The 15,270-nt window shown below is 45.8% G+C and carries 15 protein-coding genes; 5 read left to right on the top strand and 10 right to left on the bottom strand.

What is annotated here, in order from left to right:
* Positions 1-26: 26 nt before the first annotated feature.
* From ATB78_RS16815 to ATB78_RS16805, 3 genes are all read right to left on the bottom strand, one after another.
* Positions 27-467, bottom strand: a complete 441-nt coding sequence (locus tag ATB78_RS16815; RefSeq protein ID WP_061009346.1) for a PAS domain-containing protein — start codon at positions 465-467, stop codon at positions 27-29.
* A complete protein-coding gene (locus tag ATB78_RS16810) occupies positions 467-1,471 on the bottom strand; it encodes a response regulator (protein ID WP_061009344.1) in 1,005 nt (334 codons plus the stop codon). The genes ATB78_RS16815 and ATB78_RS16810 overlap by 1 nt, the downstream gene beginning before the upstream one ends.
* Positions 1,472-1,780: 309 nt before the next feature.
* The gene (locus ATB78_RS16805; RefSeq protein ID WP_061009342.1) at positions 1,781-2,689 is read right to left on the bottom strand and encodes an aldo/keto reductase family oxidoreductase; all 909 of its coding nucleotides are present in this window, start codon (positions 2,687-2,689) and stop codon (positions 1,781-1,783) included.
* A gap of 96 nt (positions 2,690-2,785) precedes the next feature.
* Between ATB78_RS16805 and ATB78_RS16800 the strand changes: the two genes are divergently transcribed.
* Positions 2,786-3,199, top strand: a complete 414-nt coding sequence (locus ATB78_RS16800; protein ID WP_005435626.1) for a helix-turn-helix transcriptional regulator — start codon at positions 2,786-2,788, stop codon at positions 3,197-3,199.
* A 42-nt stretch (positions 3,200-3,241) separates the two neighbouring features.
* On the opposite strand, the gene ATB78_RS16795 is transcribed toward ATB78_RS16800, so the two are convergent.
* Entirely contained in the window at positions 3,242-3,802 is a 561-nt protein-coding gene (locus ATB78_RS16795; protein ID WP_061009341.1) for a hypothetical protein, read from the bottom strand.
* A 695-nt stretch (positions 3,803-4,497) separates the two neighbouring features.
* Between ATB78_RS16795 and clcA the strand changes: the two genes are divergently transcribed.
* Positions 4,498-5,904, top strand: a complete 1,407-nt coding sequence (gene clcA / locus ATB78_RS16790) for a H(+)/Cl(-) exchange transporter ClcA (RefSeq protein WP_005435622.1) — start codon at positions 4,498-4,500, stop codon at positions 5,902-5,904.
* A 211-nt stretch (positions 5,905-6,115) separates the two neighbouring features.
* A complete protein-coding gene (locus ATB78_RS16785; protein ID WP_081096614.1) occupies positions 6,116-7,081 on the top strand; it encodes a TDT family transporter in 966 nt (321 codons plus the stop codon).
* Positions 7,082-7,156: 75 nt separating this feature from the next.
* Here the strand turns inward: ATB78_RS16785 and ATB78_RS16780 are convergent, their stop codons facing one another.
* Together ATB78_RS16780 and folE are read right to left on the bottom strand one after the other, a co-directional pair.
* Positions 7,157-8,398, bottom strand: coding sequence for an NRAMP family divalent metal transporter (locus ATB78_RS16780; protein ID WP_061009338.1), 1,242 nt, complete (start codon positions 8,396-8,398; stop codon positions 7,157-7,159).
* Positions 8,399-8,675: 277 nt separating this feature from the next.
* Positions 8,676-9,329, bottom strand: coding sequence for a GTP cyclohydrolase I FolE (gene folE, locus ATB78_RS16775; protein WP_005373478.1), 654 nt, complete (start codon positions 9,327-9,329; stop codon positions 8,676-8,678).
* Between the two features lie 288 nt (positions 9,330-9,617).
* Between folE and moeA the strand changes: the two genes are divergently transcribed.
* Both moeA and moeB read left to right on the top strand, forming a co-directional pair.
* The gene (moeA, locus tag ATB78_RS16770) at positions 9,618-10,853 is read left to right on the top strand and encodes a molybdopterin molybdotransferase MoeA (RefSeq protein WP_017635208.1); all 1,236 of its coding nucleotides are present in this window, start codon (positions 9,618-9,620) and stop codon (positions 10,851-10,853) included.
* A gap of 9 nt (positions 10,854-10,862) precedes the next feature.
* A complete protein-coding gene (gene moeB, locus ATB78_RS16765; protein WP_061009335.1) occupies positions 10,863-11,612 on the top strand; it encodes a molybdopterin-synthase adenylyltransferase MoeB in 750 nt (249 codons plus the stop codon).
* A 152-nt stretch (positions 11,613-11,764) separates the two neighbouring features.
* Here moeB and ribB read toward each other — a convergent pair whose 3' ends face one another.
* The 4 genes from ribB to ATB78_RS16745 form a co-directional block, all read right to left on the bottom strand.
* Positions 11,765-12,457: a 3,4-dihydroxy-2-butanone-4-phosphate synthase gene (gene ribB / locus ATB78_RS16760; RefSeq protein WP_061009333.1), complete on the bottom strand. Its 693-nt coding sequence runs from the start codon at positions 12,455-12,457 to the stop codon at positions 11,765-11,767.
* A 22-nt stretch (positions 12,458-12,479) separates the two neighbouring features.
* Positions 12,480-13,181 carry an NAD(P)H-flavin reductase gene (gene fre, locus ATB78_RS16755; RefSeq protein ID WP_061009331.1) on the bottom strand — a complete coding sequence of 234 codons (702 nt, stop codon included), beginning with the start codon at positions 13,179-13,181 and terminating at the stop codon, positions 12,480-12,482.
* A 1-nt stretch (position 13,182) separates the two neighbouring features.
* Positions 13,183-14,319, bottom strand: coding sequence for a long-chain fatty acid--CoA ligase (locus tag ATB78_RS16750; RefSeq protein WP_061009329.1), 1,137 nt, complete (start codon positions 14,317-14,319; stop codon positions 13,183-13,185).
* Positions 14,320-14,404: 85 nt separating this feature from the next.
* Positions 14,405-15,270, bottom strand: an 866-nt coding sequence (locus ATB78_RS16745; RefSeq protein ID WP_061009327.1) for an LLM class flavin-dependent oxidoreductase, incomplete at its 5' end; no start/stop codon positions are given.

Genomic DNA, 15,270 nt, shown 5'->3' with positions numbered 1-15,270 from the left:
TTTTACTGTGTTTATTTTCTCAAGCTTTATTTTTGCTGCTGCGACATCAAAGCTTCGGCAGTTGCATCTTGAATCGACAAGAACAACGAGTTGATTTTCCCTGTTGGGGTTCGCATTGGGTTTAGCGTCACGTTTTGGTACATGAACTCTGCTTGTTGCGTCACTGGTCGAACGTTGCGGCAACGGAACAGATATGAACGCTGACGCCACGTGATGAAGCTTCGACACCCCAAATCGTAAACAGGCTTAGTTTTCAACTTGAACCACTCTTGCGGGATCTCAGGGAAGATATCAAAGATCGAACGACCAATTGCCTCGTGAGATTGCAAACCGCTGTGGTGAGTCATAAAACCATTCCACACTTGAACGTTGTAATCTTTATCGATAACGACTAAGCCCATGTCGACATTTTGAACCATGTCGACCATCCAATGGAATTGTTCAAATTCTGCAGGTAAATTCAGCATTAGAAATCCTCCATTAGGTACGACAGTTTGTTATCCAGCAACGGAAGTGACTCATCAACAAACATAAACAGTAGATCACAACGGATGGAGGTGCCTTCAATGTTGTAGCTAACCTCGAATGTCATGGTTCGACTAAATGCACCTGTTGTCGACTCGATAATAGAATCGATGGAAATATGCTGACCAAGCAGCACTGGTGAACTCTGGAAAAAGCGGACTTCAGACTGTTCGCCCAAACCATTCAAGAATGATCCAACCAAGATATTGGAAATGTCCATCAACAGCTCTAGTTCTTCCAACTCTTCGCTGTCTGCTGGCACCTTCATCAGTTTCTTAAGATCAGAAACACTGGAGTCGCTCAAGATCACTAACGCTTCGCCGGCGATGCCCTCACCACAAAAGCCTTGGCAAACACCGGACACATTGTCGTGAGATGCGAGATCGCGCAAAGCCATGTGCAGTTCACTGACTTCAAAGATATTCACGTTTGGCAATGGAAGCTGAACAAATACATCAAAGTGTCGAGCGAGCGCATCCGCTGCACGGCCAATAGAAACGTTCGCCACTTCCATATAGATGTCGCGGCGGCGGAGAATCGGCAATTCTATGGTTGTTGGTGTGATGACTTGTGGTCGATCATTCGGCTCGATCAGCTCTTTTAACGTCGCTTTAAGCTCGTCTTTACCAATCGGCTTTTGAATAAACGCTTTCGCACCGAGAGCAAACACGCGCTCTTTTGATTTTGGTTGAATATCGCCAGACACAACCACGACAGGCGTTTGAATGCCCAAGCGTTTCATGTTTTCTAATGTTTCAAAACCGTCCATCTCTGGCATGGTGAGGTCAAGAAACATCAGTTTAAATTCTTTTTGCGCTAACTCTTCAAGCGCATTTTTACCATGGATGGCAAATGTCACGTCTGCATTCAATGTTGCTGGCAGTGATCTTGCCATCTGTTTGCGTGCTAACGCAGAATCATCACAGATGAGTACAGGAAAAGACATGCTACCACCTTTAAATATTCAACAATCTGTGCGGAATTCTACCAGATTGTTACTGCTACACAGACTAAGAGTCTTCGTTTTTTGTTTACTGGGTAAGCATACGCAATATGAATAGTTGAGTGAACCAATGAACTAAGAAAAAATTCGATTCCCTATACATTTAGTGACATCAGTCAGGAATGATTAAAAGTTCTACAAGGCTTGATACACAAGGGGTTGCGTTTATAAAGTGGCTGCCATTTAAGATAAGAAGAAATAAAAAAGGCACCCTCTTTGGAGTGCCTCAGTCTTTTGTTTACTGGCCGCTTTCTATGGCACACCGTGACCTTTTGATGCAACCCAAACTCGGTACCATTGCTCACGAGTTAGCTCAATGCTTAGCGCGTTAACTGCACTATGCACACGCTCGATTTTACCAGAACCAATAATTGGCATCGGCTTTGAAGGCAAGCGACGTACCCAAGCGTAAATCACTTCGTCGATGCTGTTTGCACCCACTTCTTCTCGGATAGCTTCTAGCTCGTTACGAACACGAACCGCTTGCTCCGTATCACCAGTAAAGATTGAACCACCACCCAAACATGACCATGCCATTGGACGAACACGATGCGTTTGAAGTAGATCTAGCGTACCATCGTGTGCCACTTCAAAGTTCAGTGGGTTGATTTCCACTTGGTTAGTCACAAGAGGTTTGCTTAAACGAGATTGAAGAAGATCGAATTGGCGAGGCGTGAAGTTAGAAACACCAAAGTGCTTAACTTTACCCACTTTATGCAGCTCAGAGAACGCTTCTGCTACCTCGTCTGCATCCATCAACACGTCTGGACGATGGATAAGAAGAACATCAATCTCGTCGACTTTTAGTCGCTCAAGCGAGTTGTTCACGGATTGATAGATGTGTGCAGCGCTGGTGTCGTAGTGGTTAATCTTACGCTCTGGCGTTTTGTCACCACACAAGTTGATGTCGCACTTTGTCACGATCTGAATTTGCTCACGAACGCTTTTGTCCAGTGCGAGTGCTTCACCAAACAGCGCTTCACATTCGTAGTTACCGTAGATGTCAGCGTGATCGACGGTGGTAATGCCTAACTCAATGTGTTGCTTTAGGAACGACAAACGCTCTTGCGCCGTCATGCCCCAATCTACTGCACGCCAATAACCTTGTACCAGTTCAGAAAACTCTGGACCGTTTGGTGCAGTCACTACTTTTGCAACCATGGGTTTATCTCCTTTTCTCAATCTGCTTTCATCCTAGTCTTGTTTTACCGCTCGCTCAACGGGTAAACTTTCGCAATTCGAACTGGAGTACGAAATATGTCTTTTGCCCAACGACTCGCGACATTAATTGGCGAAGAAAGCATCAGTGGTTTTGCGCGACGCGTGGACGTTTCTGAAGCTTTGATTCGCAAATACCTCAAAGGCAGCGAACCGAGCTTAGCCAAAGCGAATCAAATCGCCATGCGAGCCAACTGCTCATTGGAATGGTTAGCCACTGGTTGCGGCTATTTATACCGTCAAGCGGAAGTCGTGGACATGGAGGCCTATAAACTGGCCTTCCAACACGTGATGAATGGAACGATATCAGAAGAGGAAGAAGCCAAACACCGCAAGTTGGTCGCGGGTTATCAGTACCTACGCGCACACAAAAAGTCAGATGGATTTTTGGATGAATCGGCGATGGCGACCTTTCTTTCTTTGCATGATGAAAACAAGACCGCGCAAAACTAAGCCTTTAAACGATGTTTGTATCGCGATGCTTTAACTTCCGCTTTAAAAGCGCTCAACCTTAAGCTCAATCATTTCGCCATCACTGTTTAACGTGACATGCACTCTCGGTGTTGGCGATTCAAATTCTTCAGCTAACACCCAATCAATACTTCGCGGCACTTGCTGAGGGTGGCGGTTGATAAACAGAATCAGAGCTTTGTCGACAGCTTCTGGTGAGTTTTGTTTTAAAGCTGCAGCTATATCGTACTGCTCGCCCTGTATGTTAATTCGCTTCATCACCAACCCATCTTTTCTCAGATTCAGTATCACATCACTCAAGTTTTGAGGTTGATAGTCCGTGAGAAAGTTTAGACGAATCACTTTTTCTTCTATCGTTGCTTCTCCGTAAAGGTGCTGGTGGTAATAATGAAAATCATCCAAGCAGAATGCACCTTCGCTTTCCTGCGTCTCACATCCGTACCAGTCACCACCCTCTTGCAAGGTTTGTTGAACCTCAACAAAAGGCGCTTCAGATAATATGATTTGCCACCACGCATCTCGTGCATTTGCGGTTTGAGAAAACAAACTTAAAGAAAGAAGCAGGAAGAATGAGAAACGCAACATAGGGGGACTATCGATTTGACTCGAGAAGATGAATGAAAGAGCTTTATCTTTGCTGTAAGTAGCGCGAGAAGCAAGTGACTATGTCGGATTTCAGACACAAAAAAAGCGGACCTTCTAGTCCGCATCAATCTTTGTATAAAGCATAAACTGCGTAGTCCATCACGCTGAGAACCATTACGAGACAGCAGAATAGCATACCATTAATATTTATCAATACTTCATACGGTTATTGTTGAGTAACTGTGCAGATACCTTTATAGGCGGAGTAGTGAATAGGCTTGCAGTTTAGACAGGCATTAAAAAGGCGCACTCTTGCGTGCGCCTCTGCCTCGTGACTCAATCGTGAGTATGCGAATCGGGAAGTCTATTGATGCATCCCGAACAAATAACGAGGAATTTCTGTAGGGTTTGAATCCATCCAAATTGTGTGTAAAACCTCACATCCCTCCTTCTGAAGCAGTCATGTTGCTTTACACTTAAAGCATGGTTCATTTTGCTCAGAAAACAAGGTTACTCGATAAAAAAATAGCGTGAGATATGGGATCAATAGCACAATATTTATCAATATTTACACAATGGACGCTTGAACTGCTCAATAGTGGAAAGCTAAATTGCATCTTTATTGATTAGGTCTAGACTCTCGTGAGCGTATAATTTCTTTCGTCCCTTCCATTTATTCCCAGGAGAACCTGTTAATGACCAAGCGAGAGAGAATTGTGAAATCTGTGTTAGCGCACGTACCGAAAGATGCGATTAACCAGTTTGTCTCTCGAGGGTCAACACCAACATCATTTTCCGTCCTCTTTATGGCCGCGATCGTTGGTACGTTAGCAGGTCTTGTCGGCACCTACTTCGAAATTGCCGTTCACTTTGTTTCAGAAACTCGTACCGAGTGGTTAAAAAGCGAAATCGGTAGCGTACTGCCTTTGTGGCTTGCTGCGATTCTAATCAGTGCAACCTTGGCATTTATCGGTTACTACCTTGTTCACCGTTTTGCGCCTGAAGCATCTGGCTCAGGTATTCCTGAGATCGAAGGTGCCATGGATAACATTCGCCCTGTACGTTGGTGGCGAGTAATCCCTGTGAAGTTCTTTGGCGGTATGGGCGCGCTTGGTTCAGGTATGGTTTTAGGTCGCGAAGGTCCTACCGTACAAATGGGTGGTGCCGTTGGTCGCATGGTCACTGACATCTTCCGTATTAAAGACGATGATACACGCCACTCATTATTAGCCTCTGGTGCTGCCGGAGGCTTGGCCGCTGCCTTTAACGCGCCATTAGCAGGCATTATGTTTGTAGTTGAGGAAATGCGCCCTCAATTTCGCTACTCGTTGATTTCTATCCGAGCGGTGATCATTTCAGCGATCATGGCAAACATTGTATTTCGCGCCATTAATGGCCAAGCCGCCGTTATCACCATGCCGCAGTATCAATCGCCAGAGTTACAATCACTATGGCTATTCCTACTGCTTGGTTCTTTGTTCGGTGTATTTGGTGTCATCTTCAACAAACTGGTGACTATCGCACAAGACAGCTTTGTTGCTCTACACAAGAACGACCGTAAACGTTACCTAATCACAGGCACCGTATTGGGTGGTGTGTTTGGCTTACTACTGCTTTATGTTCCTCAACTTACTGGTGGTGGTATTGGTTTGATTCCGGACATTACCAACGGTAACTACTCAATCTCGATCTTAGTGATGCTGTTTGTTGGCCGTGTTATCACAACCTTACTCTGTTTTGGTTCAGGTGCTCCGGGCGGTATCTTCGCACCAATGTTGGCGCTGGGTACGCTATTTGGCTACGCGTTTGGCGCAAGTGCAGACATGTTATTACCTTCTCTGACAATTGAACCTGGCGTGTTTGCCATTGCCGGTATGGGAGCGTTATTCGCAGCGACAGTGCGTGCTCCAATCACTGGCATCTTGCTGGTTATCGAGATGACAAATAACTACTACTTAATTCTGCCTCTCATCATTACTAGCTTAGGCGCGGTAATCGTAGCGCAGTTACTTGGCGGGCAACCGATTTACAGCCAGTTGCTACATCGTACGCTTAAAAATGACAAGCTACGTCAGCAAGACCTACCAGAAAACCAAGCCTAACTTAATATCGGCTCCAAATTATCTTCCACATAAGATGTTAGTTTGGAGCCAGTAATTCTGCATTTTTGCATCTCTCTACAAAATTTCCCTACCAAACTCACAAAATTCCCATTCTCTGATATTTACTTATAATATTTAAGGGTAACGACTCATGAATATTGTTAGTATTCTCGCCTCAAATTAGAGTGATTCATCCAATCTCGGAGTAGTTTTGAACTGGAGAAGACTTGTACAGTTTTACAGTGTCCCGCCTTCGCAAGCGGCTTTGGCACTGGGTATGATAGGGCTTGGACAAGCTTGGGCTTTATACATTCCTGACATTGGCGAACCGATAAGACCATTTCTTGCTGCACTTGGTGCATTGCTCCTCACTCCAGTTCTCCTAAAATACGCCACCAGCCCTCGCCTGTTTATGGCGGATATCAAACACCCGCTGAGTGGTAGCTTAATGGCTCCAATGAGCATGGCGTTACTCGTACTGTGTGACTACCTTGCGGCAGTAGCGCCACTTATTGCTTATCCATTGTGGTTTGTGGCGGTCTTACTTCACTTTACGATGATGGTGTTGTTCTTTGGCTTCCAGATCATGAACTTCAAGATGTCGAACATCGTGCCAAGTTGGTTCCTATATCCTGTTGGCTTGATCAGTTCTTCCCTTGCAGGTTCTCAATTCGGCCATAATGTGTTTTCTGAAACCTTGGCGATGATGTGCATTGGTATTTACTTCTTCATGTTGCCATTAGTGCTATATCGATTGGTGTTCTTTGGTTCTCTTCCGCGTCGCGCACGCCCAACATTGGCGATCATGGCGGCACCGGTAAACTTGTCTTTAGCAGCGTATCTGGTCAACTTTGGCGAACCAGACCCGATTCTGACAGGCGCATTGGCAGGCATCGCAATCACCATGACGTTGCTGATTTATCTGTGTTACTTCCGTTTAATGCGTTTGAAGTTCCAGCCATCTATTGCGGCCGTGACCTTCCCTTCCGTTATCAGTGCTATTGCGATGCATCGCCTCACCACCTTTTTTGCTGAGTCACATCCCCACTGGCATTGGTTGCACGATTTTGGATTCCTAGAGTTAAGCATTGCCACCGTACTTGTCGTTTGGGTTTCTGCTGGTTATGTAAAAATGTACTGGCCAGAACTGGTAAGAACGCCTTCAAAACAGACATAAAAAACGACCTCATTACGAGGTCGTTTTCTTTTGTTCTAGCAAGCTCATATCCCGATAAACATTACTCGATACACATTAGCCGATAAACTTGGCCATAAAGTTGCTGATATTGGTCATGCTTGATGCCGCCATCACCACGACAATTGCAACGCCCGTCAGCGTTAAATAGGCTGGGTGTTTGTAGTCACCTACGATGTCTTTTCTGCGTGTCGCCACCAGCACCATACCTAAAACGATTGGCAGGATAATACTGTTAACAAGGCCAGCCAGCATTAGCAGCAGAATCGGCATGTTCATCGTCACAGTGCCAAGCGATGTGATAATAATGAAACCGACACACCATGCTTTCTCGTTGCGAGCCACAACTGGGAAGAGTGTTTTGATAAGGGAAATCGCCATGTACGAGTTACCGACAACCGAGGTAATCGATGCTACAAACAACACCAAGCCAAAGATAAAGTAACCTACCTCACCTGCACCTTGCCGAAACGCGTCAGCGGCTGGGTTTGTAGAGTCTAAAGTCGCGCCTGTTGCAATCACACCGAACACTGCCATAAACAACAGGATGCGAATCACCACGGCAATTGAAATACCGGCCCATGCTGCTGTTTTGATAGCGGGTACGTTCTCTTTACCTTGCAAGCCGATGTCAACCAATCGCTGTGCGCCTGTGTAATAGCCACCTACTGCGCCACCAACGATAGTCAGCGTCGGTAATAGCAGGCTGCCAACATCAGTAGGCATTACTGCTGCGCTCAAAGTCTCCCCCATTGGCGGTAAACTGGTCATCGCGACATACGCAATTAAGATGATCATAAACAAGCCGAGGTAGCGTGCCATTTGGTCCATGCGTTTAGAAGCGTTGTGCACCACAAACAGCAAACAACCTACTACGCCTGTGAAAAGAGCACCCCAAGTTGTATCCACACCCGTTAGTACATTAATACCGAGCGCAGAACCACTTACGTTACCGAAGTTAAATGCAACCGCACCAAGTGCCAGCAGAATGCCCACCACGTAGCCCATCCCCGGTGCGACTCTGTTGGCAATGTCTTGAATGCGCATACCAGACACACCTACGATGCGCCATAAGTTCATCACAATACCAAAGGTGATAAACATGGATGCAAACACAGGGAATGCCATGTCGATTTTGTAGATATTGGTGAAGACCGCTGTTTGGGTTAAAAAGCCAGGTCCAACAGACGTGGTCGCCATTAAGAACGCGACACTAAGAATTGCTTTCTTTTGCCAACTGTTTTCCGATGCTTGAATAGAAGCTGGAGCAGTCGAGTTGATGGTGGTTTGTGTGGTCATGCCAAATCTCAATTTTGTTGCCTTTCTACTATTAGAAAACAGAAAGACAACTGACCGAGATCAGCTGAGCTTGAAGAATCAAATTGGGCAGAACGAATAGAGAAGTGAAGCCTTCGCAACCGTTTGCTGGGCGTGGATATTAAGTCTATCGCATGTGACTGTCAACACAGAAATCGATAAATGATTTTTGTCGTATTCATTCTCAAATCATTATTCATTTCAGACAGATACAAAAAAGGATGGCGTTTGCCATCCTCTTAGAATAGTGCTTGGTTACCTAGCGTAAACCGTGCAGAAACTCGGCACGCGTTGCTGGGTTGCTTTTGAAGATGCCACCCAATGCTGTTGTCGTCGTTTCGCTGGTTGCATCCATCACACCGCGAGATTTCACGCAGTAGTGTGTTGCGTCAATCGTCACTGCCACATCATCAGACTCAAGCAACGTTTGAAGTGCAACAAGAATCTGCTGAGTCATACGCTCTTGAACTTGTGGACGCTGGGCAAAGAAGCGAACGATACGGTTGATCTTTGATAGGCCAATGATCTTGCCACGTGGAATGTAAGCCACAGCAGCCTTGCCATCAATGGTCACAAGGTGGTGTTCACAAGTGCTGGTCACTGTGATGTCCTTCACGCGAACCATCTCGCTCACGTTCATCTTGTTCTCAATCACCGTGATTTTCGGGAAGTTGGAGTAATCCAAACCAGAGAAGATTTCGTCAACGTACATCTTAGCAATGCGGTGAGGGGTTTCTTCTAGGCTATCGTCGGTAAGGTCAAGTTGAAGCAGACCTAAGATCTCACGCATGTGGTGTTCGATCTTCTCTTTCTTCTCTTCACGACTTACGTTGTTTGGACGCATTGGCGTTTCCAAACCGCGTTGCTCTAGCGCTTCTTTTACTAACTTCGCTGACTCGCTAAGACCTGACATTCCACTTCCTCTTTTGTTACTTCCGCTTCAATACAAACCCAATCAAAATTGCATTCATATTTTTCGCTTTGAGTTGCTCAGTTTCGTGTCTTTACACCAAGTCACATCAAATATAGGTACTGAGCTGATTTTATTGAGCTCCGCGGGCTTTTTTACCCCTTTCGGATGGCTGACAAGGATACTCGGATTTTTGAATAATTACACCCATATTTTATAGGTGGACATTCTTACTCGGTCCCCTTTTTATGGTAAAGTTGCCACAAAACAAAAGAACACAGGATTTTCTCAATGGGCTGCTGCGACGCACCTGGCTTGATGCCAATTGAAGAAGCGATGGACAAAATGCTATCGCGAATCAAACCTATCCAAACAACGCTTTCTCTTCCACTTGCTGAAGCTCTCGGTTTTGTACTGGCAGAAGACATCCTGTCTCCTATTCACGTACCACCATTCGATAACTCAGCAATGGATGGCTACGCTATTCGCATTCAAGATCTTGAGTCATCTTCTGTATTGCCTCTGGCAGGTAAATCATTTGCAGGACAACCTTTTGAAGGTGAATGGCCTCAAGGTACCTGTGTTCGCATCATGACTGGCGCAAAAATCCCACAGGGTTGTGATGCCGTTATCATGCAAGAAAACACAGAAGTAACGGATGCTGGTATTCAGTTCAACCAAACCGACGTGAAGCCGCAAAACAACATCCGCCCAACAGGTGACGACATCAAACAAGGCGACATCGTACTGGCAAAAGGCGCACGTTTAACACCTCGCGATATTCCGATGATTGCGTCTCTTGGTGTAAGCCATGTGACAGTAGTACGTAAGCCAAAAGTTGCTTTCTTCTCTACAGGTGATGAGCTTAAACCACTGGGCGAACCGCTAGACGAAGGCCAAATCTACGACAGTAACCGTTACGGTATTAAACCGCTTATTGAGAACTTCGGTTGTGAAGCCGTTGATCTTGGCATCATTCCTGATTGCCCAGAGACTCTAAAAGCAACCTTTGAACAAGCGCAAACATTGGCAGATGTGGTCGTGACCTCAGGCGGTGTTAGTGTGGGCGAAGCGGATTACACCAAAGACATTCTTGAAGAGCTTGGTGAAATCGGTTTCTGGAAGCTAGCAATCAAGCCGGGTAAACCTTTCGCGTTTGGTAAGCTAAGCACTGCTTGGTTCTGTGGTCTGCCGGGTAACCCTGTTTCTGCAGTTCTTACTATGTACGTGCTTGTTCAACCAATGCTGGCAAAACTTGCAGGCCACACCGAATGGAAAGCACCCGAGTCTATTCCAGCAACAACCAAAACCGCCTTTAAGAAAGCGCCAGGTCGTACCGATTACCAACGTGGTATCTACACATTGGAAGATGGCAAGTTTGTGGTTGAAACAACCGGTAACCAAAGCTCTGGCGCGTTCCGCTCAATGAGCCTAGCGAACTGTTTTGTTGTCTTGGAACGTGAACGCGGCCGAGTTGAAGTGGGCGAAACGGTTCAGATTCAACTATTCAACTCAACCCTTTACTAGGAAGTCGTTGTGGATATTCTTTCCGATCAGGAAATGTTGCGTTACAACCGCCAAATCATTCTTCGTCAGTTTGACTTTGAAGGACAAGAAGCACTCAAACAAGCATCGGTATTGATGCTTGGTGCTGGCGGTTTAGGCTGCGCATCAAGCCAATATTTGGCGACGGCTGGTGTCGGTAAAATCACGCTGATTGATGATGATATCGTCGAGCTGTCTAACCTTCAGCGCCAAGTGCTGCACCACGATGCGGATATTGGTCGTAAGAAGGTAGAATCAGCGGCAGATGCACTACGCGAACTTAACCCGCACATCATCGTAGATACCATCGCAAAACGTCTTGATGATACAGCGTTAGAAGGCCTGATTAAGCAACACACAATTGTTGTCGATGCATCAGATAACGTCGATACGCGCAATCAACTTAACCGCCTATGTTTTGCGACCAAAACACCGCTAATTTCAGGCGCGGCCATTCGTATGGAAGGCCAAGTGAGTGTATTTACTTACGATGACCCAACGCAACCATGTTACCAGTGCTTGAGTGCCCTTTTTGGCAATGGCGCGTTAAGCTGTGTCGAAGCTGGAGTCATGGCGCCTGTTGTGGGTATTGTTGGCGCAGTACAAGCGATGGAAGCGATCAAAGTGATTGCTGATTACGGCCAACCAAAGAAAGGCAAGATTTTGATTCTCGATGCGCTCAGCATGTCTTGGCGAGAAATGAATCTGATGAAAATGCCAACCTGTCCAGTTTGCAACTAGCTTGTTTGCAATTAACCGGCTTACAACTAACCACCTTATATCAATAAGCCCGCTTTTGCGGGTTTATTTTTGACTTCTGCAAAACAAAAAAACCGCCCGATAAGGGCGGGAAAGTCAGCTAGGCGACTGAACAAACAAAGGAACTTTAAATACTAAGACCAACTCACTTCACACACTAAGCCACTCTCATATTCATTTCTCAGTTCAATTACCGTCCGATAATCGACGATATCTTCAATAGTGAGCACTGGCATTCCATGACGTCTTGCAAACTCAATGGTTTCTGGTAGTTTCGCCATGGTTCCATCAGGGTTAGTCAGTTCGCAAAGGATCCCTGACGGGACTAAGTTTGCTAGATACATCAAATCGATCGTACCTTCGGTATGACCTCGCCGGGCCAACACGCCATTTGTTTTCGCAACCAGCGGAAAAACATGGCCTGGTCTTGCTAGATCTTCTGGTTGAGCATCAAAATAAGTGGCCGTTTTGACCGTTGTAACGCGATCTTTCGCAGAAACCCCTGTCGTCACCCCTTCTTTCGCTTCAATCGAAACCGTAAAAGCGGTCTGGTTTTTACTGCGATTATCTTTCACCATAGGAGGAAGCTCTAACCAATTGGCGCGTTCCTCCGTTAAGCACAAACACACGATGCCACTGCATTCACGAATCATGAGTGCCATTTGCGCTTCGGTAAGGTGCTGTGCAGAAAAGATAAGGTCGCCTTCGTTCTCGCGATCCTCATCATCCATTAATAGAACACCAAGGCCATTTTTCAGAGCCTCAATCGCTCTTTCTACCCTTTGTACTGGAGTGCCAAACTCATCTAGTAGTGACGTTGAGCTCATAGTTTCTTCTCCTTGATACTGATTACAAATAAGCGAACGCGTCCGCGTAAAGTTGCTCTGGTTCTGCCCCTCTTTTGTCACAGAACCAATCACGAGCCACTTCAACCATTTTGCAAGGTCCACACAAGTAGATATCGAACTCAGATAAGTTACGGAAATCACTCATTACACACTCCAACACCTTTCCTTGCTTAGCGTATTGGGGACAGGTTGATATTTCAGTGACTGGCACGTAACTGACGTTTTTGTTTTCAAGCGCAATGTCCACCAGCTCGTCATGCACATACAGGTTATCCATATCCTTGGCACCCCAATAGACGTAAATCGGCTGGGTAAACCCTTGCGCCAAGCTATTTTTCAAAATACTTAGTGTGTACGACATTCCGGTCCCGCCTGCGACCAATAACAAGGGGTTGACTCTCTCATTACGCAGCCAAGCCTCGCCTCGCGCTTCGCTTACTTCAACCATGTTGCCGCAGACCCACGAATTGGTGAGTTCTTCCATCACAAGCGTATTTTTCTTGCTGATATCTGAGCCACCAATATGGAGTTCTAATAACGCACCATTAGAAGGACATGAGGCTATAGAAAACGGTAAACTACCAAAGCTTAAACTAACGTTAATGTACTGCCCTGCCTTAAATTCAAAAGGCAGTTCCGGCTTGAGTAACACTCGGAATATGAAGCTACTTAACGGCTCAATTTTTTTTATCGAACATAACATCTCAGTTACCTCCGTCATTCTTAACTGTAAACGCTTGAGACATACTGAGAGCGCACCCCTTCATACCCCGCGTCTTAACTCTTCTAACGATCTCAACGGTGGTTCCCGGGCGATCGCCTTCTTCTTCTCGCACGATACCTATATCATCCGTCACTAGAAAGCATGGATAGCTGACCGCCGAGGCATCCATATAGCTCATCAGTCCCGGCTTTCCATGCGGAAGCGGCTTTAATGTTTTAGGATCCAGAGCTCTTGCAAAGACCCAGGGCGGTACACGCTTTTTGTGTTCTGTATCCTCAAAAAAGCAGGTGTTCAGTTCAACTTGATTAAATGTGTCTCGAATCTGCTCTGGGCTTTCTAAGGTAAAAGTCTCACACAAAAGTTGGTTGAACTCGTCTCTATCGAGCGATTGATCCTGATGTTTTTTCCAGCCGCCGCCAGTGATGATGTAAAGATCGCGACCACCATTGAAAGTTTGACCTTGCTCGCGCATGAAACAGCACAGTAGATAGATAAAATAAGGAGGACCGATAAGACAAATGGTTTTACCAGACTGCTTGATACGATTCATATTAGCTAGCGTCGCCTCAAAGTCGATCTCATCCTCAGTGACAGTAAATGCGGTCGGGTAGAGGAGTTCGACTAAGCTCATGACGTACTTGAACCAAATATTGTTGGCATTAAAACGATCTGGGCCTAAGTTCACCAACTCCATCTGATGGTCAAACCAATCACCTACGTAATTCATACCGAAATTTACAGAGCCAAGAAGTCGCTCAATACTGAGTCTATCTCGTGCGACAATACTTTTGATGCCACTAGTACCACTGCTAGTAAAGCGATTCTCTACCTCTTCATCGTCCAATGTTAATAGGGTCTTCAACTTAAAAATAGAAGTAGGGAAAACGGGGATCTCGTTGAGATCTTCCACCATCTCTCCGACTCCCAACTTCTGGCAGAACTGACGATAGTCATCATTATTGTGGTAATGGTATTGATATGCCCCTTTAACAAAGCGAGATGTCAGTTGTTTTTGTTCCTGCAATGACCATTGCTGAGGAGTTCCCATGAAAATCAAGTCATCGATTTCCGTGCTCGCTGCGATGTTTTCCTGCTTAACCGCTGAAAGTACGTCCATATAAATGCCTCTATTAGTTAGCGCTATCGCGCGAAAAGAATGGTGATATAAGGGGCATCACTGCCCCTTCAGCATCAGTTAAACGTTACGAGTGGTATTTGACGATGTTGGCGTTTACCACATCGATAACCGCTCTTTGCTGCGCTTTATCTTCCATCGACTCAAAAGACATCAATAGGTCCGCGGCACCACAGCACTCAATCGCAACTCGCGCTGCCTGAGTACTTTCTTCATAAGTACCGATGGCATTTTCTGACAACAGCTCTGCCATTTTTTGCTCAAAATCGGTATTTGGGTAAGATTCACTGACAAACTCTTCCAAATACACGCGTGCTTCAGCCCTTGCTGCTTCACCATCTACATTTTGGTTGACCAACAGCGTCAGCTTGTGTCGAACCTGACTAACATCGACACCATGTGCCTGAGCAACTTCGTGGTACAAACCGGCGTATTCTTTTCTTTGCGCGTTTGAGTCGTCCCATTTAAACACGAGTGGAAGCCCTAACTTAGCCGCCCACTCAACCACTTCTTTGCTCGTCGCATTCACAAATTGCGCAGGGCCGCCTTCAGTGTACGCGTGTGGGTTAACAGAGATTTTAGGAAAACTATAAAAATCATTGTTTGGATGGCAGTATCCAGTAGTGAATGCATCATTGATGATATTGTGACACTCACTGAACAGCTGAAACTGAGAATCCGTTGGTCGGTTAAAAAAGCGCATATCTGCACTCTTTTCACAATCACTAAAACCAAAGACAAAACGGCCTTCACTCATTTGGTCGAGTAGACACGCTTCTTCCGCCACACGTACTGGATGATGTGTGGTAATAACGTGATTCAACGAAGCCACTTTGGCGTTCTTTGTCATACCAAGTAAAAAACCAGCCACTGTTAATGGGGCACCAACCACACCATTGTTCGAGAAATGGTTTTCGTAAACAGCCAACGTGT

Origin of the sequence: Vibrio sp. CUB2 (genome assembly GCF_001557945.1) — a bacterium.
GTDB lineage: Bacteria > Pseudomonadota > Gammaproteobacteria > Enterobacterales > Vibrionaceae > Vibrio > Vibrio owensii.
This window is presented reverse-complemented; position numbering and strand designations above follow the sequence as displayed.